26 protein-coding genes and 1 other annotated feature are annotated in these 23,611 nt (G+C 53.4%); of the genes, 10 read left to right on the top strand and 16 right to left on the bottom strand.

Going from position 1 to position 23,611, the window contains the following annotated elements:
* The 7 genes from pheT to thrS form a co-directional block, all read right to left on the bottom strand.
* On the bottom strand, window positions 1–2,388 hold the full coding sequence (gene pheT, locus FZF21_RS09025; RefSeq protein WP_015570734.1) for a phenylalanine--tRNA ligase subunit beta: 2,388 nt from the start codon (window positions 2,386–2,388) through the stop codon (window positions 1–3).
* A 15-nt stretch (window positions 2,389–2,403) separates the two neighbouring features.
* Entirely contained in the window at window positions 2,404–3,387 is a 984-nt protein-coding gene (gene pheS, locus FZF21_RS09020; RefSeq protein ID WP_003857809.1) for a phenylalanine--tRNA ligase subunit alpha, read from the bottom strand.
* A gap of 62 nt (window positions 3,388–3,449) precedes the next feature.
* Window positions 3,450–3,574, bottom strand: a sequence feature (Phe leader region).
* Complete coding sequence (gene pheM, locus FZF21_RS09015) at window positions 3,525–3,569, bottom strand: pheST operon leader peptide PheM (protein WP_001386830.1); 45 nt, start codon at window positions 3,567–3,569, stop codon at window positions 3,525–3,527. Its footprint overlaps the feature before it by 45 nt.
* A 117-nt stretch (window positions 3,575–3,691) precedes the next feature.
* Window positions 3,692–4,048, bottom strand: a complete 357-nt coding sequence (rplT, locus tag FZF21_RS09010; protein ID WP_000124850.1) for a 50S ribosomal protein L20 — start codon at window positions 4,046–4,048, stop codon at window positions 3,692–3,694.
* A 50-nt stretch (window positions 4,049–4,098) separates the two neighbouring features.
* The gene (gene rpmI / locus FZF21_RS09005) at window positions 4,099–4,296 is read right to left on the bottom strand and encodes a 50S ribosomal protein L35 (RefSeq protein ID WP_001124225.1); all 198 of its coding nucleotides are present in this window, start codon (window positions 4,294–4,296) and stop codon (window positions 4,099–4,101) included.
* A 97-nt stretch (window positions 4,297–4,393) separates the two neighbouring features.
* The gene (gene infC / locus FZF21_RS09000; protein ID WP_023616141.1) at window positions 4,394–4,936 is read right to left on the bottom strand and encodes a translation initiation factor IF-3; all 543 of its coding nucleotides are present in this window, start codon (window positions 4,934–4,936) and stop codon (window positions 4,394–4,396) included.
* 3 nt (window positions 4,937–4,939) lie between these two features.
* Window positions 4,940–6,868: a threonine--tRNA ligase gene (gene thrS, locus FZF21_RS08995; RefSeq protein WP_003857814.1), complete on the bottom strand. Its 1,929-nt coding sequence runs from the start codon at window positions 6,866–6,868 to the stop codon at window positions 4,940–4,942.
* 321 nt (window positions 6,869–7,189) lie between these two features.
* On the opposite strand from thrS, the gene yncL reads away from it, so the two are divergent.
* Together yncL and yniD are read left to right on the top strand one after the other, a co-directional pair.
* Window positions 7,190–7,282, top strand: a complete 93-nt coding sequence (yncL, locus tag FZF21_RS08990; protein ID WP_071842885.1) for a stress response membrane protein YncL — start codon at window positions 7,190–7,192, stop codon at window positions 7,280–7,282.
* A gap of 98 nt (window positions 7,283–7,380) precedes the next feature.
* A complete protein-coding gene (gene yniD / locus FZF21_RS08985) occupies window positions 7,381–7,488 on the top strand; it encodes a small membrane protein YniD (protein ID WP_003857815.1) in 108 nt (35 codons plus the stop codon).
* A gap of 149 nt (window positions 7,489–7,637) precedes the next feature.
* Here the strand turns inward: yniD and FZF21_RS08980 are convergent, their stop codons facing one another.
* Together FZF21_RS08980 and FZF21_RS08975 are read right to left on the bottom strand one after the other, a co-directional pair.
* Window positions 7,638–7,871 (bottom strand): hypothetical protein, encoded by a 234-nt coding sequence (locus FZF21_RS08980; RefSeq protein WP_015570736.1) that lies wholly within the window; start codon window positions 7,869–7,871, stop codon window positions 7,638–7,640.
* A 262-nt stretch (window positions 7,872–8,133) separates the two neighbouring features.
* Window positions 8,134–8,892 carry a YdiY family protein gene (locus FZF21_RS08975; RefSeq protein WP_026080717.1) on the bottom strand — a complete coding sequence of 253 codons (759 nt, stop codon included), beginning with the start codon at window positions 8,890–8,892 and terminating at the stop codon, window positions 8,134–8,136.
* Between the two features lie 296 nt (window positions 8,893–9,188).
* Between FZF21_RS08975 and pfkB the strand changes: the two genes are divergently transcribed.
* The 3 genes from pfkB to FZF21_RS08960 all read left to right on the top strand — a co-directional run bounded on the left by pfkB (window position 9,189) and on the right by FZF21_RS08960 (window position 11,469).
* On the top strand, window positions 9,189–10,121 hold the full coding sequence (gene pfkB, locus FZF21_RS08970; protein WP_047737655.1) for a 6-phosphofructokinase II: 933 nt from the start codon (window positions 9,189–9,191) through the stop codon (window positions 10,119–10,121).
* A gap of 91 nt (window positions 10,122–10,212) precedes the next feature.
* Entirely contained in the window at window positions 10,213–10,503 is a 291-nt protein-coding gene (gene ghoS / locus FZF21_RS08965; protein ID WP_003857822.1) for a type V toxin-antitoxin system endoribonuclease antitoxin GhoS, read from the top strand.
* Between the two features lie 105 nt (window positions 10,504–10,608).
* Window positions 10,609–11,469, top strand: a complete 861-nt coding sequence (locus FZF21_RS08960) for a fructosamine kinase family protein (RefSeq protein WP_015570740.1) — start codon at window positions 10,609–10,611, stop codon at window positions 11,467–11,469.
* Between the two features lie 36 nt (window positions 11,470–11,505).
* On the opposite strand, the gene FZF21_RS08955 is transcribed toward FZF21_RS08960, so the two are convergent.
* The gene (locus tag FZF21_RS08955; RefSeq protein ID WP_015570741.1) at window positions 11,506–12,042 is read right to left on the bottom strand and encodes a YniB family protein; all 537 of its coding nucleotides are present in this window, start codon (window positions 12,040–12,042) and stop codon (window positions 11,506–11,508) included.
* Between the two features lie 141 nt (window positions 12,043–12,183).
* On the opposite strand from FZF21_RS08955, the gene hxpB reads away from it, so the two are divergent.
* The 4 genes from hxpB (at window position 12,184) to tcyP (ending at window position 15,950) form a co-directional block, all read left to right on the top strand.
* Window positions 12,184–12,855, top strand: a complete 672-nt coding sequence (hxpB, locus tag FZF21_RS08950; RefSeq protein ID WP_045329688.1) for a hexitol phosphatase HxpB — start codon at window positions 12,184–12,186, stop codon at window positions 12,853–12,855.
* A 128-nt stretch (window positions 12,856–12,983) separates the two neighbouring features.
* On the top strand, window positions 12,984–13,745 hold the full coding sequence (gene kduD, locus FZF21_RS08945; protein ID WP_017384658.1) for a 2-dehydro-3-deoxy-D-gluconate 5-dehydrogenase KduD: 762 nt from the start codon (window positions 12,984–12,986) through the stop codon (window positions 13,743–13,745).
* Window positions 13,746–13,840: 95 nt separating this feature from the next.
* On the top strand, window positions 13,841–14,431 hold the full coding sequence (locus FZF21_RS08940; RefSeq protein ID WP_045329686.1) for a metal-dependent hydrolase: 591 nt from the start codon (window positions 13,841–13,843) through the stop codon (window positions 14,429–14,431).
* Between the two features lie 127 nt (window positions 14,432–14,558).
* Entirely contained in the window at window positions 14,559–15,950 is a 1,392-nt protein-coding gene (gene tcyP, locus FZF21_RS08935) for a cystine/sulfocysteine:cation symporter (RefSeq protein WP_045329684.1), read from the top strand.
* A gap of 48 nt (window positions 15,951–15,998) precedes the next feature.
* On the opposite strand, the gene cedA is transcribed toward tcyP, so the two are convergent.
* The gene (cedA, locus tag FZF21_RS08930) at window positions 15,999–16,238 is read right to left on the bottom strand and encodes a cell division activator CedA (protein ID WP_015570744.1); all 240 of its coding nucleotides are present in this window, start codon (window positions 16,236–16,238) and stop codon (window positions 15,999–16,001) included.
* A gap of 202 nt (window positions 16,239–16,440) precedes the next feature.
* On the opposite strand from cedA, the gene katE reads away from it, so the two are divergent.
* Window positions 16,441–18,690: a catalase HPII gene (katE, locus tag FZF21_RS08925; RefSeq protein WP_017384660.1), complete on the top strand. Its 2,250-nt coding sequence runs from the start codon at window positions 16,441–16,443 to the stop codon at window positions 18,688–18,690.
* 89 nt (window positions 18,691–18,779) lie between these two features.
* On the opposite strand, the gene chbG is transcribed toward katE, so the two are convergent.
* The 5 genes from chbG to chbC all read right to left on the bottom strand — a co-directional run bounded on the left by chbG (window position 18,780) and on the right by chbC (window position 23,607).
* Window positions 18,780–19,529, bottom strand: a complete 750-nt coding sequence (chbG, locus tag FZF21_RS08920; RefSeq protein ID WP_045334058.1) for a chitin disaccharide deacetylase — start codon at window positions 19,527–19,529, stop codon at window positions 18,780–18,782.
* Between the two features lie 11 nt (window positions 19,530–19,540).
* Window positions 19,541–20,896: a 6-phospho-beta-glucosidase gene (locus tag FZF21_RS08915; RefSeq protein ID WP_017693596.1), complete on the bottom strand. Its 1,356-nt coding sequence runs from the start codon at window positions 20,894–20,896 to the stop codon at window positions 19,541–19,543.
* A gap of 109 nt (window positions 20,897–21,005) precedes the next feature.
* Entirely contained in the window at window positions 21,006–21,824 is an 819-nt protein-coding gene (gene chbR, locus FZF21_RS08910) for a transcriptional regulator ChbR (protein ID WP_017384663.1), read from the bottom strand.
* A 29-nt stretch (window positions 21,825–21,853) separates the two neighbouring features.
* On the bottom strand, window positions 21,854–22,201 hold the full coding sequence (gene chbA / locus FZF21_RS08905; RefSeq protein ID WP_003857835.1) for a PTS N,N'-diacetylchitobiose transporter subunit IIA: 348 nt from the start codon (window positions 22,199–22,201) through the stop codon (window positions 21,854–21,856).
* Window positions 22,202–22,248: 47 nt separating this feature from the next.
* Window positions 22,249–23,607: a PTS N,N'-diacetylchitobiose transporter subunit IIC gene (chbC, locus tag FZF21_RS08900; protein ID WP_017384664.1), complete on the bottom strand. Its 1,359-nt coding sequence runs from the start codon at window positions 23,605–23,607 to the stop codon at window positions 22,249–22,251.
* Window positions 23,608–23,611: the final 4 nt, after the last annotated feature.

Here is a 23,611-nt window from a genome sequence, read left to right as displayed (position 1 = left end):
TCAATCCCTCAATGATGCCTGGAATCGCTCTTTTAATGCCTCTACACATTTGGCGACGGTAGCGGCAATCTCCTCTTCTTCGAGTGTACGGCTGGTATCCTGAAGGATAAGGCTAATAGCGAGGCTCTTGAAACCTTCTGCTACGCCCTTGCCGCGGTACACGTCAAATAAGTTTACGCCAACTACCTGATTTACGCCAACTTTCTTACATTCGGCCAAAATATCTGCTGCGGGCACATTTTCAGCGACCACAACCGCGATATCACGGCGGTTTGCCGGGAAGCGGGAGACGTCCTGCGCCTGAGGAATGACGCGGTCTGCAACCGGGTTCCACTCCAGTTCGAATACGATGGTACGGCCATTCAGATCCAGCTTACGTTCCAGTTCCGGGTGAACAACCCCAATGAAACCAACACGTTTGCCGTCTAAATAGATCGCCGCACTCTGACCCGGATGCAGGGCTGGAATCGCTTCTGCGCGGAATTCAATTTCGGATAATTTACCGGTCAGATCGAGAATCGCTTCCAGATCGCCCTTCATATCGTAGAAATCAACCGTCCCTTTTGCCAGGTCCCAGTGCTCTTCAAAGCGGTTACCGCTGATGGCGCCGGCCAGCATGAGATCCTGACGGATGCCTAAATTCGCCTGAGTATCCGGTACAAAGCGCAAACCGCTTTCGAAAATACGCACGCGGTTTTGCTGACGGTTCTGGTTATAAACGATAGTACCCAGCAGTCCCGTCCACAGGGACAGACGCATCGCTGACATCTCGCTGGAAATCGGGCTTGGCAGGATCAGCGCTTCCTGACCCGGGTGGATCAGCTGTTGCAGCTTAGGATCAACGAAGCTGTAGGTGATCACTTCCTGGTAGCCTTTGTCGTTCAGCATGGTTTTCACACGCTTCAGAGACAGATCGGCCTCGCGATGGCTGCCCATCACCAGACCCGCCTGCACCGGCTCGTCAGGGATGTTGTTGTAGCCGTAAACGCGGGCCACTTCTTCCACCAGATCTTCCTCGATCTCCATGTCAAAACGCCAGGACGGCGCAACGGCTTTCCACTCGTCCTGACCCTCAGTAACTTCGCAGCCCAGACGCGTCAGAATGTCGGTCACCTGCGCATCGGCAACGTGGTGACCAATCAGACGATCCAGTTTGCTGCGGCGCAGGGTAATGGTCGCACGCTTCGGCAGCGTCGCTTCGTTGGTCACATCGATAACCGGACCCGCTTCGCCGCCGCAGATGTCGATCAGCAGGCGAGTCGCACGCTCCATCGCTTTGTATTGCAGCGCAGGATCCACGCCACGCTCGTAGCGGTGAGAAGCATCAGTGTGCAGACCGTGACGGCGTGCGCGGCCGGTGATGGAGAGCGGGCTGAAGAACGCGCATTCCAGCAGGACGTTTTGCGTCTCGTCGTTGACGCCAGAGTGCTCGCCGCCGAAGATCCCGCCCATCGCCAGCGCTTTGTTGTGATCGGCAATCACCAGGGTGTCAGCGTTCAGTTTCGCTTCGCTGCCGTCCAGCAGAACCAGGGTTTCTCCCTCTTTCGCCATGCGCACGACGATCCCACCTTCGATACGATCTTTATCAAAGGCGTGCATTGGCTGGCCCAGCTCCAGCAGAACATAGTTGGTGACGTCGACGACTGCATCGATAGAACGGATACCGCAGCGACGCAGTTTCTCTTTCATCCACAGCGGGGTTGGCGCTTTAACGTTAATACCTTTCACCACACGACCGAGGTAGCGTGGGCAGGCCTCAGGCGCGTCTACCTGTATCGGCAGCACGTCACTGATGGTTGCCTCAACCGGAGCGATCTCCGGCACGTTCAGTTCAGTCTGGTTCAGCACGGCCACGTCGCGGGCCACACCGATGATGCCTAAACAGTCAGCACGGTTTGGCGTTACGCTGATTTCGATGGTGTTGTCATCAAGCTTCAGGTATTCGCGGATATCAGTACCAACTGGCGCATCCTGCGGCAATTCAATAATGCCAGAGTGATCGTCGGAAATACCCAGTTCGGAGAAGGAGCACAGCATGCCTTCAGACGGCTCACCGCGCAGCTTAGCCGCTTTGATTTTGAAATCGCCCGGCAGCACCGCACCGACGGTCGCCACGGCCACTTTCAGGCCCTGACGGCAGTTTGGCGCACCGCAGACGATATCCAGCAGACGGTCACCGCCCACATTGACTTTTGTTACGCGCAGTTTGTCAGCGTTAGGGTGCTGACCGCACTCAACCACTTCACCCACGACCACGCCGGTGAAGGCGCCAGAAACCGGCTCTACACCGTCAACTTCCAGACCCGCCATGGTGATCTGGTTGGAAAGCGCGTCGCTGTCCAGCGTGGTGTTCACCCATTCGCGTAACCACAGTTCACTGAATTTCATTGTTCTGTCCTGCCCTTATTTAAACTGTTTGAGGAAACGCAGATCGTTTTCGAAGAACGCACGTAAATCGGTCACGCCGTAGCGCAGCATGGTCAGACGCTCCATACCCATACCGAACGCAAAGCCGGAATACACTTCCGGATCGATACCCACGTTGCGCAGCACGTTTGGATGCACCATGCCGCAGCCCAGCACTTCCAGCCATTTGCCGTTTTTACCCATCACGTCAACTTCCGCAGACGGTTCGGTGAACGGGAAGTAGGACGGGCGGAAGCGAACCTGCAAATCTTCCTCAAAGAAGTTGTTCAGGAAATCGTGCAGCGTGCCTTTCAGGTTGGTAAAGCTGATGTTTTTATCAACAATCAGACCTTCCATCTGGTGGAACATTGGGGTGTGGGTCTGATCGTAGTCGTTACGGTATACGCGACCCGGCGCGATGATGCGGATTGGCGGCTCCTGCTCCTTCATGGTGCGGATCTGCACGCCGGAAGTCTGAGTACGCAGCAGACGGGTAGCGTCAAACCAGAAAGTGTCGTGGTCAGCACGTGCCGGATGATGGCCAGGAATGTTCAGGGCATCGAAGTTGTGGTAGTCATCTTCAATTTCCGGGCCAGTCGCCACGGTAAAGCCGAGCTCACCGAAGAAACTTTCAATACGATCGATAGTACGAGTCACCGGATGCAGACCGCCGTTTTCAATACGACGACCCGGCAGAGAAACGTCAATCGTTTCTGCCGCCAGACGCGCATTCAGTACTGCGCTTTCCAGCTCGGCTTTACGCGCGTTCAGCGCCTGCTGTACCTGCTCTTTGGCTTCGTTAATCACTGCACCGGCTGCCGGGCGCTCCTCTGCTGGCAGTTCACGCAGGGTAGTCATCTGAAGGGTCAAATGCCCTTTCTTGCCCAGATATTCGACGCGGACATTGTCTAACGCGGCAACATCTGAGGCCTGGTTAATGGCGGCCGTTGCACTGGCAACCAGCTCTGCGAGATGTGACATGGTTTTCCTCATTATGTCGGTGCAGACACCGAATTGTTGGACGTATTCTCTTAACTTCAGGCACAAAAAAAGCCTCCATCGGGAGGCTTATCTGGCGCTGTTTTTCGTTTCATCTTTCACGCGCTAGCCTCCTGAAGTCAGGTGCTAAAGTAAAAGAAGAAGCGGAAAATAGCAGCATTCATGCTTGCGTTACCTTGTAGGGTAAAAACCGTTAAGACCTTATTGAAAAGCCTGCACGGATAAATGTCAATCTTCTGATGGTGTTAAATGAAAAGAGGAGGCAAAGCCCCCTCTCTCAACTGGCTTATGCCAGTGCTGCTTTCGCTTTTTCGACCAGAGCGGTGAACGCTACTTTGTCGAATACTGCGATGTCAGCCAGGATCTTACGGTCGATTTCAACAGAGGCTTTTTTCAGGCCGTTGATGAATTTGCTGTAAGAAATACCGTTCTGACGTGCTGCTGCGTTGATACGCGCAATCCACAGTTGACGGAACTGACGCTTACGCTGACGACGGTCACGGTAAGCGTACTGACCTGCTTTGATAACAGCCTGGAAGGCAACGCGGTATACGCGTGAACGCGCACCGTAGTAGCCTTTAGCTTGTTTCAAAATTTTCTTGTGACGTGCACGTGCAATTACACCACGTTTTACGCGAGCCATGTGTGCTCTCCTGTATCTATTCTAAGTTAAAAAAGTTAAACGTTAACGACTTATGCGTACGGCAGGCACGCGATGACCAGGCCCAGATCGCCTTTAGAAACCATGGCTTTTGGACGCAGGTGACGTTTACGCTTGGTAGCTTTCTTAGTCAGAATGTGACGCAGGTTAGCGTGCTTGTGCTTAAAACCACCTTTACCGGTTTTTTTGAAGCGCTTAGCAGCACCGCGTACGGTCTTAATTTTTGGCATTTTAATAACTTCCACTTCGCATTGTTAAATAAACGAAACATAGGCGAACAAAACCTATGGGGCCCGAAGGCTCCACAGATTTTGCTGCTTGAAGGCCTTACTGTTTCTTCTTAGGAGCGAGCACCATGATCATCTGGCGGCCTTCGATCTTCGTAGGGAAGGATTCGACTACTGCCAGTTCACTCAGATCGTCACGGACGCGGTTAAGCACTTCCATACCAATCTGTTGGTGGGCCATCTCACGACCGCGGAAACGCAGCGTGATCTTGGCCTTATCGCCATCTTCCAGAAAGCGAATCAGGCTGCGGAGTTTTACCTGATAATCGCCATCGTCGGTACCAGGACGGAATTTAATTTCCTTAACCTGGATAACTTTTTGCTTCTTCTTCTGTTCCTTAGAAGACTTACTCTTTTCATAAAGGAACTTGCCGTAGTCCATGATACGACAAACTGGCGGTTCGGCGTTAGGGCTGATTTCAACTAAATCTACTCCAGCTTCTTCAGCCTTTTCGATCGCTTCTCTCAGACTCACAATCCCCAGCTGCTCGCCTTCCAGACCTGTTAAGCGAACTTCCTGGGCGCGAATCTCGCCATTGATACGATTCGGACGTGCCGTTTGAACTCGTTTTCCGCCTTTAATACCTTATTCCTCCAGTTGTTGAAGACTGCGGCTGCGAATCTCTTGTTGCAGCTTCTCAATCACTTCACTTACGTCCAGGCTCCCCAGGTCTTTACCACGGCGGGTGCGAACGGCAACTTTGCCTGCTTCCACCTCTTTATCACCACAGACCAACATATACGGGACACGACGTAAAGTGTGCTCGCGGATTTTAAAGCCAATCTTCTCATTTCTCAAGTCTGCTTTTACGCGAATGCCCGCATTTTGTAGTTTCTGCGTCAATTCTTTAACGTAATCCGCCTGAGAATCGGTAATGTTCATCACCACTACCTGCACTGGCGCAAGCCAGGTTGGGAAGAAGCCCGCGAACTCTTCGGTCAGGATGCCGATGAAGCGCTCCAGTGAACCGAGAATCGCACGGTGAATCATAACCGGCACCTGACGCTCGTTGTCTTCGCCAACATAAGAGGCGCTTAAACGCTGCGGCAGGGAGAAGTCCAGCTGTACCGTTCCGCACTGCCATGCGCGATCGAGGCAGTCATACAGGGTAAATTCAATTTTCGGACCGTAGAATGCGCCCTCGCCCAGCTGGTATTCGAACGGAATACCGTTCTCTTCCAGCGCTACGGCAAGATCCGCCTCTGCGCGATCCCATGTCTCATCGCTGCCGATACGTTTTTCCGGACGCGTTGAGAGTTTGACCACGATCTTCTCGAAGCCAAAGGTGCTGTACATATCGTAGACCATACGAATACAGGCGTTAACTTCTTCACGGACCTGATCTTCAGTACAGAAGATATGCGCATCATCCTGAGTAAAGCCACGAACACGCATCAGACCGTGCAGCGCACCTGATGGCTCGTTACGGTGGCAGCTACCGAACTCCGCCATACGCAGCGGCAGATCGCGGTAGGATTTCAGACCCTGGTTGAAGATCTGAACGTGGCCCGGACAGTTCATTGGCTTGATGCAGTATTCTCGGTTCTCAGACGAAGTGGTGAACATTGCATCTTTGTAGTTGTCCCAGTGGCCGGTCTTTTCCCACAGCACACGGTCCATCATGAACGGGCCTTTCACTTCCTGATACTGGTACTCTTTCAGCTTGGAGCGCACGAACGTTTCCAGTTCACGGAAGATAGTCCAGCCGTCGTTATGCCAGAACACCATCCCCGGCGCTTCTTCCTGCATATGATACAGGTCAAGCTGCTTACCGATTTTACGGTGGTCACGCTTAGCCGCCTCTTCCAGGCGTTGCAGGTACGCGTTCAGGGCCTTCTTATCGGCCCACGCGGTACCATAAATACGCTGCAACATTTTGTTGTTGCTGTCGCCACGCCAGTAAGCGCCTGCGATTTTCATCAGTTTGAAGTGATGACAGAAGCGCATGTTCGGCACGTGCGGTCCACGGCACATGTCGACGTATTCCTGGTGATGGTACAAGCCAGGCTTGTCATCATGAGCGATGTTTTCATCAAGAATCGAGACTTTGTAGCTCTCGCCGCGCTTCACGAAGGTTTCACGCGCTTCGTGCCAGCTGACTTTCTTCTTAATGACGTCATAGTTGGTTTCGGCGAGCTCGTGCATTCGTTTCTCGAGCGCGTCGATATCTTCCTGAGTCAGGGTGTGGTCAAGGTCAACGTCGTAGTAGAAACCGTTGTCGATAACCGGGCCGATTGCCATTTTGGTGTTTGGCCACAGCTGCTTGATAGCATGGCCTAACAGGTGCGCACAGGAGTGACGAATGATCTCCAGACCTTCTTCGTCTTTCGCGGTGATGATCGCAAGCGTTGCATCGCTTTCAATCAGATCGGACGCGTCTACCAGCTCGCCGTTTACGCGACCTGCGATGGTTGCTTTTGCGAGTCCAGGACCGATATCCAGGGCAACATCCATTGGGCTAACAGCATGGTCGAAATGGCGTTGGCTGCCATCAGGAAGAGTAATTACAGGCATTTTATATCCTTATTTGCAGTGATGCCCCACACATAAGAGCATATACAAAGAAAATAATCGTGATTAAACAGTAGATTACGAAACCATCTGACCAACAATCGTCAAATTGGTTCGTCATCATGCACCTGCCGATTCAGATAAATGCGAATTTACGGCAAGCAGGGTAATGGTAACACTATTGAAAGGGCGAATGCACCTTCTGCGACCGTTTGAACCGTTCATCCTTTTGTCTGCGTTCATGAACTTTTGCTGACGGAGGCTCGCAATCCGAAAGTGCTGAGCTATTCTTGACTTGGTCCTTAAACATCGAAGGGGTATCACATGAATGTATCCAGCAGAACCGTTGTGATATTGAATCTACTTTCCGCTGCTTGCCTGGTATTGATTCTGGCTGACAGATTCCATTGGTTTTAAGCCGAACCGGTGTTCCGGCATAACCTGTTGTCCAGGGTTGAGCGCTTTCTGGCGCAGATTTTGGTAGACTAAGGGTATCAACTGACAAGGATTAGGTTATGCCAACAAAAAGATTTGCCGTGAAGCACTGGAAAATGGTCGTGGTGTTAATTGCTATTTGCGGCGCGATGTTGCTGCTGCGCTGGGCCGCAATGATCTGGGGCTAATATTTTGTCAGCGAAAACGTGCCGTGAATTTACTGAATAAATCTTAACTATCTTTACGATAATTTATGGCCCAAAACCGGTACGTCATAATCCGGTTTTCGACAGGCTGTGACAGCGTATATATTCCGTCACACGTGGCAGTTGAAATATCAGGACCACTCACCCGCCACCAGCTTGTGTACATCAAATGCATCATTCATTGACTGGCCGGTAGACTGAGAGCCAGGGGCAATGTTGGAGCCTGCTTCTACATCCGAGGCTTTAGCGATCCCGATTGGGCTGTTAACGTCACTGGCAGGTTGCGTCATATTATCAGCAGCAAATACGCCAAATGAAAGTGCGGACAGCACCATCGCTGCTGTAGCGGTTTTGATTTTTTTCATAATTTTATTCTCATACTTATTTAATGCGATATGCCTGAGGCGAGTTTTTCGCCTGTGTCGTAAGTGTAGATCTGGATCACATTCTTGCCTAGTCAAATTATTTATCAATTCGTGTCAAATAAACTGAATAAGCCCTGCCGGCTAATTATGGAGAAATTATGAAGATGAAACCAGACCCATTATTTTAAAACGCCGTTTAATATAAATAAGCACAGTTTCAGAAAATAAAAAACGGGCCGAGAATAATCCCGGCCCGACGATATTACATTTTATAACCTAAAGAAATCGTGGTTCGGCGATCGGTATGTTCCGGTGCAGAATCAGGTGGTGATGAGTTCCAGGTTACGTTGTACGCCACCTTGAGTCCAAAGTGTTCGTTGATGGCCACGTTCAACGCACTTTCTGAGTTCAGCGTTGTATCTTCAGCACCAAACACCGACACACCCTGGGTGAATTTTGCGTTGTCCGTCATCTGCCATGCATAGGTGCCCGATGCATAACCCAGCGGCTGGGTTTCATCTTCGCCGTTGGTGTACTCGTCGTAACGGACACCCGGACCGAATTCAAAACGCAGGCTGTGCACCGGCCCATTGAGGAACTGACGACCATAACCCGCAGTCACGACATCACGCTGGCGATAGCCGTTGTAGCGGTCAGTCAGCCAACTCGCCTGCCCGAACAGGTAGTCATAATCGGTCATGTTGTATCGGCTACGTCCGCCTACCGCGTATTTCTCCGATGAGCGTTGATCGTTAGCAGAGGTGTTGCTGGCATTTCCCCACAGCGACCAGGCCGTGGTGTTGCCGTACCAGGTCAGGGTGCTGTCTGCGGTCAGGGAGGAGCTTTTCGTATTACCGGATTGCGCCAGATACCCGGCATTCACGTTACCTTCAAAGGGTTTTTTGGCAGTGGAGGGATCGTCCATGACAGTAAAAACGGTATCATCGGCGGTTGCATTCAGTGACGCAAATACGCCACCCGCCAGCATCAGTGCTGCGGGTACTGTCTTCAAAAGCTTCATTTTATTTAAGGAGTCCGTACAACATAAAAAGAGACCGTCACGGTCTCGGAAACTTTCTTGCGGATCAATGACAAGGCGACCATAGAAAGGTAACAAATTATAAAAAGCCGCAAATAACATAGCAATATTTTCTTCTTTCATTTTTTGAATAAGAACGATCCCAAAACGCGTTTTATTTTATATGCCCGGCGCAGGTTATTTGTCAGCATTCATATTTAAAATCATACTGTTATTTACGTTGCCTTCCTGCCAAACGGTGCCAGACTTAAAAGAACCCATGATAAAAGGAGGTCATGATGGCTTCGATTTATACGCTGACACTCTCCCCTTCCCTCGACTCCGCGACCATGACGCCGCAAATCTACCCGGAAGGTAAGCTGCGCTGTAGCGCGCCGGTGTTTGAGCCGGGCGGCGGCGGCATCAACGTGGCGCGCGCTATTACCCATCTCGGCGGAAAAGCCACCGCCATCTTCCCCGCTGGCGGCGCCACGGGAGAACATCTGGTTGCGTTGCTGGCAGATGAACAGGTGGCCGTAGACACCGTCGATGCTAAAGACTGGACCCGGCAGAACCTGCATGTCCATGTTGAATCCAGCGGCGAGCAATATCGTTTTGTGATGCCGGGGGCGAAATTGAGCGATGATGAGTTTCGTCAACTGGAAGAGAAAGTGCTGACCATTGAAAGCGGCTCATTACTGGTGATCAGCGGTAGCCTGCCGCCGGGCGTCAAAACAGGAAAACTGACGGCGCTGGTTCAGGCGGCGCTCCAGCGCGGCATCCGCTGCATTGTCGATAGCTCGGGCGAAGCCCTGAAGGCGGCGTTAGAACCCGGACAACTTGAACTCGTTAAACCTAACCAGAAAGAGCTCAGTGCCCTGGTTAATCGAGAACTCAGCCAGCCTGATGACGTTCGTACTGCCGCAGAAGAGCTGGTACGTACGGGCAAAGCGCATCGCGTTGTGGTCTCTCTCGGTCCTCAGGGTGCGCTGGCCGTCGACAAGACGGGCTTTGTACAGGTTGTGCCACCGCCGATGAAAAGCCAGAGCACCGTGGGTGCCGGTGACAGTATGGTTGGCGCGATGGTGCTGAAGCTAGCGCAGGGCGCTTCGCTTCTGGAGATGGCACGCTATGGCGTCGCGGCAGGGAGTGCAGCCACCATAAACCAGGGAACGCGTCTGTGTTCGCTTGCGGATACCCAGAAAATTGTCGATTACCTGGCGAGAAGCTGAACCTGCTTCCCCTTCCCATGGAGGGGGAAGTCGCTAAACAGGGCATATCGACTATGCTAAGAAAACTTTCAGGATAACAACGAGGTGAATTATGAGCAGTGGTGATATCACCCGCTACGTCGTAACCGTGAATATTCATGAGGCGTCGCTGACCGAACTGAATGAACTCAACAACGCGTTCACGCGCGCCAATTTTCTGCTCACGCTGACGGACGATGAGGGCAATATCCACGATCTCGGCTCACTGGCATTTGGCCTGATAAGCCCGCTGAGTCAGGAAGAGGTGAAGGCGCTGGCCAGTAGCCTGGTGGAAAGCGTGACTGACAAAGCCACGGAAATTGATGTGGATAGCTGGGAAAACTGGCATAAAAAAGAACAATAAGTGCCCTGTACAAAATTAAACCGCTCAGTTGTGCGTTAGTTCCTGTTTTTTTATAGCCGTTTTGCGCTAACTTTATGATCTGGCAGACAACATGGGAGAGACATCATGTGGCAGGCTATCAGTCATCTTTTAAGTGAGCAGCTGGGTGAAGGTGAAATTGAACTGCGTAACGAACTGCCAGGCGGAGAGATCCATGCCGCATGGCATTTACGTTACGCCGGGCGCGATCTTTTCGTTAAATGTGATGAGCGTGAATTGCTCCCCATTTTTACTGCCGAAGCCGATCAGCTTGAGCTGTTATCGCGCAGTAAAACAGTCACCGTTCCGCAGGTATTAGCCGTCGGCAGCGATCGTGACTATAGCTTTCTGGTGATGAACTATCTTCCCGCGCGCCCTCTGGATGCGCACAACGCCTTTATTCTCGGGCAACAGATCGCCCGTTTGCACCAGTGGAGCGATCAACCTCAGTTCGGGCTCGATTTTGATAACGACCTCTCCACTACCCCACAGCCAAACGCATGGCAGCGCCGTTGGTCGACCTTTTTCGCCGAGCAGCGCATCGGCTGGCAGCTGGAGCTGGCCGCTGAAAAGGGATTAGCGTTCGGCAACATCGACGCGATTGTTGAACACATTCAGCAGCGTCTGGCTTCGCATCAGCCTCAGGCTTCCCTTCTGCACGGAGATTTATGGTCAAACAACTGTGCACTTGGGCCTGATGGTCCCTATATATTTGACCCGGCCTGCTACTGGGGCGACAGAGAATGTGACCTCGCAATGCTGCCGTTGCACCCTGAACAGCCGCCGCAAATTTATGATGGCTATCAGTCTGTCTCGCCGTTACCTGCGGGTTTCCTTGATCGTCAGCCGGTTTATCAGCTGTACACCTTGATAAACCGGGCTATTTTGTTTGGCGGGAGTCATCTGGTGAATGCCCAGCGGGCGCTGGACCGCATTCTGGCGGCATAGCGGGAGGGGGCGGCTTCACGCCCCTTCCCTTAGGATTTACAGGAAGCCAAGCAGCGTAAAGAAGAAATACCCGGCCACAATGATAATGACCGGCAGGATGTAGAGCGGGAAAAACTGCACAAAAATGGTATGACGCGGAACGACAATGCGCGATTCGATCTGCTCGCGGCTCATCCCGTCAGGGCCTTTCGCCTTCTCAAGGATCAGCTGGTCTTCCACCCCTTCGCGCAAAAAGCGGGTCTGGCGACTCATGCGCGCGCCGGAGGCCTGCAACGCCATCGCGATAAATATCAACGCATAGATTATCCAGAAACCGACATTCAGCTGGTGGTGAAAATCCGGCGTGGGCGAGTTGAACCAGAAGACGTTCAGGAACGGGGTGTTAAACCGCATCATCTCAATCATGACGTGCGCAAAATCAAGCATGACGGCATTGATGCCCGGCTGTTTTTCGCTGTGATCGTACATAAATTTGAGTACGGAGATCAGCGTTGAAATCAGGGCGGGAATGAAAATAACCCAACCAGCAATACGTTTTAAGACCGCGATGCGTCCAGCTTGTTGATACGTCATTAGTTCCTCTTCATAAAGACGCGTTATTTGTGCCTAAGTCTACCTGCTGTCGGTCATTTTCGCCCGCTCTTTGAATGCAATATGCTAAATTGCTTGTGCTTAGCACCGTTCGTCTTACCCCCAAGATAAGGAGATGTTGTAATGTCGACCCCGCGCCAGATACTTGCCGCTATTTTTGACATGGATGGATTGCTGATTGATTCCGAACCCCTGTGGGATCGGGCTGAACTGGACGTGATGGCCGGCCTCGGCGTCGATATCAGTCGTCGTAACGAGCTTCCCGATACCCTGGGGCTGCGCATCGATATGGTGGTTGACCTCTGGTATGCCCACCAGCCATGGGTTGGCCCGGATCGCGACGAAGTTACGGCGCGCATTATCAACCGCGCCATTTCTCTCGTAGAAGAGTATAAGCCTCTGTTACCGGGCGTACGCGACGCTATCGCCCTGTGCAAGGCGCAAGGGCTGAAAGTGGGGCTGGCCTCCGCCTCACCGCTGCATATGCTGGAAAAAGTGCTGACGATGTTCGGGCTGCGCGACAGCTTCGACGCGCTGGCCTCGGCCGAAAAGCTTCCTTACAGCAAGCCACATCCGCAGGTGTATATGGACTGCGCCGCGAAACTGGGGCTGGATCCGCTTACCTGTGTGGCGCTGGAAGATTCGGTTAACGGCATGGTGGCGTCCAAAGCCGCACGTATGCGCTCCATCGTTGTGCCGGCTGAAGAAGGCCGACACGACCCCCGTTTTGCCCTCGCGGATGTCAGGCTGACGTCTCTTGAAGAATTGACTGCCCGCCATCTGCGCGGGGAGTAACGCCCTCTCAGGCAGCTTCGGCTGCCTGCCTCGTCAAATCAAAACATCGTTTTAGTTTATTTGCTTTTCTCATTCCAGACTCCTATTCTTACGTGCAGAATGACAATAACCTGACTTCTGAGGCGCGTATGATACTGGATGCTTTTACTCTGGCAGGAAAAGTGGCGATGGTGACCGGGTGCGATACCGGTCTGGGGCAAGGCATGGCCATTGCCCTCGCCCAGGCAGGATGCGATATCGTGGGGGTTAACCGCAAGGTTCCTGACGAAACGGCAGCGCGCGTTACGGCGCTGGGACGACGCTTTATCGCGATTCGCGCCGATCTTGGCAAGCAGGAGAGTATTCAGAGCGTGGTGGATACCGCAGTCGCTGAGATGGGCCGCATCGATATTCTGGTTAACAATGCCGGCACCATCCGCCGTGCCGATGCGCTGGAATTTAGCGAGAAGGACTGGGACGAGGTCATCGATCTCAATCTGAAATCGGTCTTTTTCCTCTCTCAGGCAGTGGCGAAACAGTTTATCGCGCAGGGTCAGGGCGGCAAAATTATTAACATTGCCTCCATGCTCTCCTTCCAGGGCGGCATCCGGGTGCCCTCCTATACGGCGTCCAAAAGCGGCGTGCTGGGCCTCACCCGCCTGCTGGCGAACGAATGGGCAACGCTGGGCATTAATGTGAATGCTATTGCGCCGGGTTATATGGCGACCAATAACACCCGGCAGCTTCGCGATGATGAGCAGCGCAGCCAGGCGATCCTCGACCGTATTCCGGCGGGTCGCTGGGGTCTGCCGGAGGATTTACAGGGTCCGGTGGTGTTCCTGGCCTCGTCGGCCTCTGATTACGTTAACGGCCATACCCTCGCCGTAGACGGTGGCTGGCTGGCGCGCTAACCGCGCGTTTGTGACAAAGAGTTACACCGTCACCTCTTTCACACACTGTATAAAAACCCTATACTGTATGAATCGACAGTTTACCGGGTTTTATCATGACGGCGGAAGGCCACCTGCTTTTTTCACTTGCCTGTGCAGTGTTTGCCAAAAACGCTGAACTGACCCCTGTGCTGGCACAGGGGGACTGGTGGCATATTGTCCCTTCCGCCGTGCTGACCTGCCTGCTGCCGGACATAGATCATCCAAAGTCATTCCTTGGCCAGCGGCTGAAGTGGATTTCAAAACCCATCGCCAGAGCCTTTGGTCATCGCGGGTTTACCCACAGCCTGCTGGCCGTATTCGGCCTGCTTATACTCTTCTATTTGAAGGTTCCGGAGAGCTGGATCGTCCCGGCGGATGCCATTCAGGGCATGGTGCTCGGCTACTTAAGCCATATCCTCGCCGATATGCTGACGCCAGCGGGCGTACCGCTGCTCTGGCCCTGCCGCTGGCGTTTCCGTCTGCCAATCCTCGTGCCGCAAAAAGGCAACCAGCTGGAGCGCGTTCTGTGTATGGCGCTGTTTGCGTATGCCGTGTGGATGCCGCAGACATTGCCCGAAAATGGTGCAGTGCGCTGGTCATCGCAAATGATCAACTCGCTACAATTTCAGTTCAATCGTTTTATTAATCACCAGATTGAACATTAAACCGACAATATAATCACTTTTGTCATAAACCATTCCATATGGATATAAGCGCGACATCACACTTCTGATAACCTTGCGCCAACAGGTTCGGTAAAAACCGACCGTATAATAAATCAGGAGAACGGGGATGAATTTTCCACTCATCGCGAACATTGTTGTGTTCGTCGTATTGCTATTGCTTCTCGCCCAGGCTCGCCACAAACAGTGGAGCCTGGCGAAAAAGGTACTGGTCGGTCTGGTCATGGGCGTGGTGTTTGGCCTGGCCTTACACGCCATTTACGGCTCCGATAGCCCGGTACTGAAAGATTCTATTCAGTGGTTCAACATTGTCGGTAACGGCTATGTACAGCTGCTGCAAATGATCGTTATGCCGCTGGTATTCGCCTCTATTCTGAGCGCCGTAGCCCGCCTGCATAATGCCTCTCAACTGGGTAAAATCAGTTTCCTGACCATTGGTACCCTGCTCTTCACCACGCTGATTGCGGCGCTGGTGGGTGTGCTGGTAACCAATCTGTTTGGCCTGACTGCTGAAGGTCTGGTGCAGGGTAGCGCTGAAACCGCGCGTCTGACGGCGATTGAGACCAACTACGTGGGTAAAGTGGCCGATCTGACCGTTCCGCAGATGGTGCTCTCCTTCATTCCGAAGAACCCGTTCGCTGACCTGACCGGTGCAAGCCCAACCTCCATTATCAGCGTGGTGATCTTCGCGGCATTCCTGGGCGTGGCTGCGCTCAAGCTGCTGAAGGACGATGCGCCGAAAGGCGAGCGCGTTCTGACAGCCATCGATACCCTGCAAAGCTGGGTGATGAAGCTGGTGCGTCTGGTCATGCAGCTGACGCCGTACGGTGTCCTGGCGCTGATGACCAAAGTCGTGGCAGGCTCTAACCTGCAAGACATCATCAAGCTTGGCAGCTTTGTGATCGCCTCTTATCTGGGGCTGGGCATTATGTTTGTGGTGCACGGTATCCTGCTGGGCGTGAACGGCGTTAGCCCGCTGAAATATTTCCGCAAAGTCTGGCCGGTGCTGACCTTCGCCTTCACCAGCCGGTCCAGCGCGGCATCTATCCCGCTGAACGTGGAAGCACAGAACCGTCGTCTGGGCGTACCGGAGTCTATCGCCAGCTTCTCGGCCTCCTTTGGCGCCACCATCGGGCAGAACGGTTGTGCGGGTCTCTACCCGGCGATGCTGGCCGTGATGGTTGCCCCAACCGTGGGGATTAACCCGCTGGATCCGGTCTGGATTGCGACGCTCGTGGGTATCGTGACTATTAGCTCCGCCGGTGTTGCGGGCGTGGGCGGCGGCGCGACCTTCGCTGCGCTGATCGTTCTGCCTGCGCTGGGACTGCCGGTGACGCTGGTTGCCCTGCTGATCTCTGTTGAACCGCTGATCGATATGGGGCGTACCGCCCTGAACGTGAGTGGCTCAATGACCGCCGGTACCCTGACCAGCCAGTGGCTGAAGCAGACCGACAAAACGATTCTCGACAGTGAAGAAGATGCGGAACTGGCCCATCGTTAATCACGGCTGAAATAAAAAAACCGCCTGCGGGCGGTTTTTTTATGGCTGTTATTCTTCAACCTCTTCATCCTGGCGGGTCTGCACAGCCCATCGCTGCGCCGATTCCGGCACCGTAAACGCAGGGGAGCGACGGAAGTGCTCGCCAATCAGCACGAAGGCAACGTATTTACCCCGTAACATCCAGACATCGCGAAAACCATCCACTTTCAGGGCATGGTCAGGCGGCGCGGGTTCAACGCGGGGCACATAGCTAATAACCTGGCGGTTTTGTTGACGAAGAGGTTTCATAAGCGACGGGTTCACTAAAGCAAATTCTTAAAGCAGGAAATTTCTATCATAGCCGATTCTCCCCCCGCCCGTCGCGCCTGACGTGAGGCAGATGGCTCCTTTCGCTAATCACTTATCTGAAAACGCTTAGTTCGCCTGCTAATTCATCACATTGTTCTATCCTTAATAGGGTTTTCAGGAACGAACAAAGGAGAATCGTGCAATGTCGAACAATGATAAACCACATCAAGCCCCTATTCATGGCACCGAAGAATCTCAACCGGGAATGGACTCACTCGCCCCTGCGGATGGCTCTCATAAACCGTCGCCGGGCCTGTCCGCGCCGGGCGAGCAACCTACTGCACCGGGAAGCGTGAAGTCGCCCGATGCGGATAACGAGAAGTTAAAATCTCTCGACCCACACCGCAAAGGGGGTGAAGGCTATGCGCTGACCACCAATCAGGGCGTGCGTATCGCCGATGACCAGAACTCCCTGCGCGCCGGAACGCGCGGCCCGACGCTGCTGGAAGATTTCATCCTGCGGGAAAAAATCACCCATTTCGACCATGAGCGTATTCCTGAGCGTATCGTTCACGCTCGCGGCTCCGCGGCGCACGGCTATTTCCAGCCGTACAAGAGCCTGAAGGCGATCACGAAGGCGGATTTCCTTTCCGATCCGAACAAAATCACACCGGTATTTGTGCGCTTCTCTACAGTACAGGGCGGCGCGGGTTCGGCCGATACGGTGCGTGATATCCGCGGCTTCGCCACCAAATTCTATACCGAAGAGGGCATTTTCGACCTCGTCGGGAATAACACCCCGGTTTTCTTCATTCAGGATGCGCATAAGTTCCCTGACTTTGTCCATGCGGTAAAACCAGAGCCACACTGGGCCATACCGCAGGGACAAAGTGCGCATGACACCTTCTGGGACTACGTCTCCCTGCAACCGGAAACCCTTCACAACGTGATGTGGGCGATGTCTGACCGGGGGATCCCACGCAGCTATCGCACCATGGAAGGGTTTGGTATTCATACCTTCCGTCTGATTAACGCTGAAGGTAAAGCGACGTTTGTGCGTTTCCACTGGAAACCGGTCGCGGGGAAAGCATCCCTGGTGTGGGATGAAGCACAGAAGCTGACCGGGCGCGATCCGGACTTCCACCGTCGCGAACTGTGGGAATCCATTGAAGCCGGTGATTTCCCGGAATACGAGCTGGGATTACAGCTGATCCCGGAAGAGGACGAGTTCAAATTCGACTTCGACCTGCTCGACCCGACCAAGCTTATTCCTGAAGAGCTGGTGCCGGTTCAGCTGGTGGGCAAAATGGTGCTTAACCGCAACCCGGATAACTTCTTCGCGGAGAATGAGCAGGCTGCGTTCCACCCGGGCCATATTGTGCCGGGGCTGGATTTCACCAACGATCCGCTGCTACAGGGCCGTCTGTTCTCTTACACCGATACGCAGATCAGCCGTCTCGGTGGACCGAACTTCCACGAAATTCCTATCAACCGTCCGACCTGCCCGTACCATAACTTCCAGCGTGACGGGATGCATCGCCAGGATATCGATACCAACCCGGCGAACTACGAGCCAAACTCCATTAACGATAACTGGCCGCGTGAAACCCCGCCGGGGCCAAAACGTGGCGGATTTGAGTCGTATCAGGAGCGCGTGGACGGAACAAAAATTCGCGAGCGCAGCCCGTCATTCGGCGAATATTACGCTCAGCCTCGCCTGTTCTGGAACAGCCAGACCCCGATTGAACAGCAGCACATTATCGGCGGTTTCAGCTTTGAGCTGAGCAAAGTGGTGCGTACCTACATTCGCGAGCGCGTGGTCGACCATCTGGCGCATATTGATATCCAGCTTGCTCAGGGCGTGGCGAATAATCTCGGCATCACGCTGACTGACGAGCAATGCCATGCCGCACCGCCAAAAGACGTGAACGGGCTGAAGAAGGATCCGTCCCTGAGCCTGTACGCGGTACCTGGCGGGTCAATTAAAGGCCGCGTAGTGGCTATCCTGCTGAATGATAAACCGCGCGCCAGCGACGTGCTGGGGATCATGAAGGCGCTCAAAACCCAGGGCGTACATGCCAAACTGCTTTACTCCCGCATGGGTGAAGTGACAGCCGACGATGGCTCTGTCCTGCCAATTGCCGCGACCTTCGCCGGGGCACCGTCGCTGACGGTTGACGCGGTGATTATGCCGTGCGGTGACGTTGAGAGCCTGCTCGGTAACGGTGATGCCGCCTATTATCTGCTGGAAGCCTATAAGCACCTGAAGCCAATCGCCCTGGCAGGCGATGCGCGGAAGTTTAAATCTCTGCTGAAGGTACCGGATCAAGGGGAAGAAGGCATTGTCGAAGGTGATAACATTGACGATGCGTTTATGACCCGGTTGTTTGACCTGCTTGCCGCGCACCGCGTGTGGTCGCGCAGCAGTAAGATTGACCAGATACCGGCGTAAAAAAAAGCCGGGTGGCGCTGCGCTTACCCGGCCTACATTTCGATTGCTTTTGTAGGCCCGGTAAGGCGAAGCCGCCACCGGGCTTTAACTCAAAGATCCCTGAACGTCCCCAGACGATACCCACGCTCGGCAATCGCGTACTTTAACGACGCCGACGTCAGCACATCCAGTTCTGCCAGACGCGGCCAGCAGTAGGCGCTCTTACGTACGATGTTATCGACAAACGCCGGGTGCGCCATTACCTCAAGCGAGCGCTCCCCTTTTGCGGCGGAGTCATCCAGCACCTTCAGGAACAGCGCTTCGTCGATCTCGTCGCCATAAAATGCGCTGCTGAACCCCTCCGTTGACGTCACCGCGACGTCCGGCAACCCGCGCACCTCACGATCCACGCGCATCGCCACGCCTTTACGTTGCGCAAACTCTGCCACAAGCGGGAAAATCGCCGGGATCATATGCACATGATGATGGCTGTCAATATGGGTAGGCTCGCGGCCAAACACATCCACAAAGCGGTTAAACTGGCAATCCAGCTCGCGGGCAATCTCATCGAGCGGCAGAGCGTCCTGCTCCGCCATTTCCCAAATCCATTTCCCCAGCTGGCCGTCGCGCGTCAGGCCCGGCATTGGCGAAAGGGGCAACCCAAGCGTCAGCACAAAGTGCATGCCCACGCCCAGCTCGGGCAGCTCACGGCTTAACTGCGCCGCATGTTCCACCGCCTCACCGTTGATGAGCGCTGTTGTAGAGGTCACGACGCCCCGGCGACAGGCTTCAATAATGCCGTAGTTCTGCCCTTTTGACAGGCCAAAATCATCGGCATTGACGATCAGCAGGTTTTCCATCGCGCCTCCTCTTAACGGTGTGTGAGTTTCAGTTTCTCAACCGTTGCAGCAAAGTTTGGCAGCCATTTTTCATGCGCCAGGATCATCTCACTCGCGAGTTTTTCAGCGTCACGGTCAGAATGCACCAGCGGGCTGAGGTTCAGCGCCAGCAGCACGTCATTCAGTTCGCCGCTCAGGGCCGCATTGCTCGCCGCCACTTCAAAGCCTTTGATGGTGTGAATCAGGCCCATCACCTTATCGTCGAAGTGGGTAATGCGGGGATGTGGTTTTGCACCCTCGCGCCCAAGAATGCAGGTCATCTCAACGGCCCAGTCTGCCGGGATATTGTCGATGTGCCCGTGATGGGGAACGTTTACATAGTGCTCGGCCTGCTTGTCATTGTAAATGGCGTTAATCACTTCACACGCGGCATCCGAATAGTATGCCCCGCCGCGCTGCTCCAGCTCTTTCGGTTTGACGTTCAGGTTCGGATCTTTATACAAATCAAAAAGCTGCTTCTCTACTTTCTGTACAACCTGAGCGCGTGCGCCACCTTTGTAGTATTCGCCCATTTCAATGGCCAGCATCTCTTTCTGCTTGAAGTAGTAGAGCAGATACGAGCACGGCAGCAGATTCAGGGAGCGGATCAGCCCTTCGCTGAACGGCAGATCGAAAATGTTTTTCACCGAGGCCGCGGTCAGGCGACCAGAGGCGACGCCGTCGAGCAGTTCCGCAAAGCGCGATTGCCCGTTCACTATCACATCTTTGATAAAGACCATGTGATTCAGGCCGAACAGATCAATGGACAGATCATCGTTATCGGTCAGTTCCAGTACATCGCGGATGAACATCTTCATGCCAATCGGAATATTGCAGACGCCGATAAAGCGTTTGAAACCGGTGTGGCGATAGACTGCCTCGGTGACCATCCCGGCCGGGTTGGTAAAGTTGATCACCCAGGCGTTCGGGCAGATCTCCTCCACGTCTTTAATGATGTCAAAAATGACCGGAATAGTACGCAGGCCTTTAAACAGGCCACCTGCCCCGTTGGTTTCCTGGCCCAGATAACCGTGGCTCAGCGGAATGCGCTCGTCCAGCTCACGCGCCTTCAGCTGGCCGACGCGCAGCTGCGTGGTCACGAAGTCAGCATCTTTCAGTGCCAGGCGGCGATCCAACGTTTTATGCACGGTTAAGGGCACGCCCGCTTTTTCAACCATGCGTTTGCACAGTTCAAAAATAATATTCAGCTTCTCCTGACCTTCTTCAACATCCACCAGCCATAATTCGCTGACCGGTAATTCATGATACCGTTTCAGGAAACCTTCAAGTAATTCCGGGGTATAGCTGCTGCCGCCACCAATGGTTACGACTTTTAATTTCTGTTGCATAATATCTCCCTTAGCGTATCAGGTTAATCGCCTGCAAGGTATAGCGTACTCTTCCCGCTATTTGGGCAAGCCATTACGTCACTGTTCCTGGCGGATAAACCGCCGAAAGTTAATTAATTACCGTTAAATTTTTGCGGTAACTGTTCGGTGTGAATGAAGTCAATTTTTTAAAGGTTTTAATAAACAGGCTGGGGCTGCTGTAACCCGATTCGTAAGCGATATCGGTGACAGAGTAGTTAGTAATTTCCAGCTGTTTTTTGGCAAAGTTAATGCGGATTTCATTAATGATTTGCACAGGCGTTTTACGGTAATAACGCTGCGTGGCGCGCGTCAAATATTCCTGCGATTTACCCGACAGCGCCACCATATTCTCCAGGGCGTTATCGCTGAACTGTCCTTTATCGTGCATCAGCTCCACGGTACTGCGCAGCCACTGAGGAATATCATCCACCACCTGCTGTTCTTCACGGTGATGGCGGAGGCGATTCATGACGTAGAACGTCACGGTTTCAATAAATTCATCAAATTCATTGTCGCGGAAATTCAGCGAGGCGATAACCGTTTCAATCCAGGTCATAAACTCATTTTTAACGCGATACACCTGTGACGCCACAAAGCAGAACGGCACCAGCGGCAGATAGTGCTTCTCGAAGAAACGCCTGCTCACCCCTACGTTCAGAATGCGTGTCGCACCAAACTCATAAAAGCTCTGGTGATAAGATCCCATTGGCAGGAAGACGAAATCGCCACGCTCAAGCAGGACGCGCTTACCGTTGATCTCCTGATAGTAGCGGCCGGTCAGAACAATCGTGAACTCGTAGTAGTCATGCTGGTGCAGACCGCTGGCGCTCTCCGTTTTGTTGTAAATCACCACGTGAAAATTTTTGCCATTAAACAGCTGTTGCTCATGTGCGGTTTTGATTTCCATCGTGCTGACCTCCTGCTACTTCAACTGACTTATTGCATCTTCTCGTGAAGCTCGATGAGCTCCGCGACCAGCTCGCGTGCCAGCATGGAGGTCATCAGATGATCCTGCGCATGTACCAGCACCAGACTCACTTTCATCTTCCCTTCGCCCTGGTCGCTTTCGATGAGCTTCGTCTGCACCAGATGCGCTTCGTTTAACGCTGTACGGGACTGCTCCATCATGGTTTTCGCGGCAACGAAGTCGCCCTGCTTAGCCTGCTTAAGCGCCGCATACGCCAGGCTGCGTGCCTGCCCGGAGTTGATGATGAGGCCCATCACCACCTCTTCCAGATCGTTCTCTGCGGTTTCTTCGGCAACGATACTCTCTAAATCTAACATCTTTAAGCTCCTTTCCGCTGGCGCGAGTTGCCCCGCGCCGTGCAATTTTAGAATTTCAGTGCGAGGGCGATATCCTCTTCGCTCTCTTCTTCATCGATAACCGTTGCGGCCTTGTTCGCAATCGCCACGAACGGCATGTAGAGCAGGGTTGCAATCCCGAGGTTGAATATCGCCAGCAGGAAGGCCGCCACGCTACCGTTGGTGTTGAAGAACGCGCCCAGACCAGCCGGCATCGTCCACGGCGCAATGTTGGTCACCGGCGGGATAATGCCCAGGTAGTACGCCGTCAGCGTAATCGCGGCCAGCAGCGGCTGAACCAGGATGAAGGGAATGAACATCACCGGGTTCATGATAATTGGCAGACCAAACAGGATCGGCTCGTTAATCTGGAAGATGCCTGACGGCAGGGCCAGCTTCGCAACCTGACGATGGTCGGCGCGGCGAGAGACAATAAAGACCGCGATGATCAGACCCAACGTCGCCCCGGTACCGCCCAAGAAGATATAGGAGTCAAGCATCGGCTTCGCCCACACATGGAAGGTTTTACCGGCCGCCAGCGCCGCATCGACGGAGCCGTACTGCTGGTAAAGCGCGACGTTTTCCAGTGCCCATGGGGTCATAATACCGCTGTCCAGCGCCGCCAGTGCCAGTGAACCATGCACGCCAAAGAACCACAGCAGGGAGGTAAAGATGACATACGCCCAACCGACCACGCTACCCATCGACGCCAGCGGCGTTGAGATAGAGTCCATAATGATCTGGTGGAAGTTTGTGCCCCAGTGAGAGAGCGCCCAGGCAATAATCCCCATGATGGAGAGAATAATGAAGCCCGGAATCAACGCGGAAAATGAACGAGAAACGGAGGCCGGAACGCTATCCGGCAAGCGGATAACCCAGTTACGGCGAATAATGAAGGTGAACATTTCGGCCACCACCAGTCCGATAATAATACCGGAAATGATGTTTGCCCCACCCAGCCAGTTGGCGCCAACGGCGTAAGCGTCACCCACGCTGTACGGTGTGACGGTCATGAACGCGGCAATGGACAGTAAGCCTGCCGCCAGCGGATCCACTTTACGCTCTTCCGCCAGCGCCATTCCGATAAAGAAAGGCGCCATTAGCGACATAATACCCAACGTACCGTTGTATACGTTGCCGCCAATGGCTTTTAAACCATTAAGGGTTTCAATAGTTGAAGCATCTAACCTAATTCCTAATGAATAAAAAAAGGAACCTTCTCCAAAGCTCAGAAAAACGTTGTTAATTAAAACGAACATTGCCCCGGCTAATGTCAACGGCATTAATTTAATAAAGCCGTTCTTAATGGCATTAACGTGAGGCTGCTTTCCTATTTTAACAGCAAAAGGAAGGAGTACCTTTTCAAGTGAAGCGATGACTTTACTCATAGGA

This window comes from Enterobacter sp. LU1, from assembly GCF_008271405.2.
Taxonomy (GTDB): Bacteria; Pseudomonadota; Gammaproteobacteria; order Enterobacterales; family Enterobacteriaceae; genus Enterobacter; species Enterobacter hormaechei_C.
This window is presented reverse-complemented; position numbering and strand designations above follow the sequence as displayed.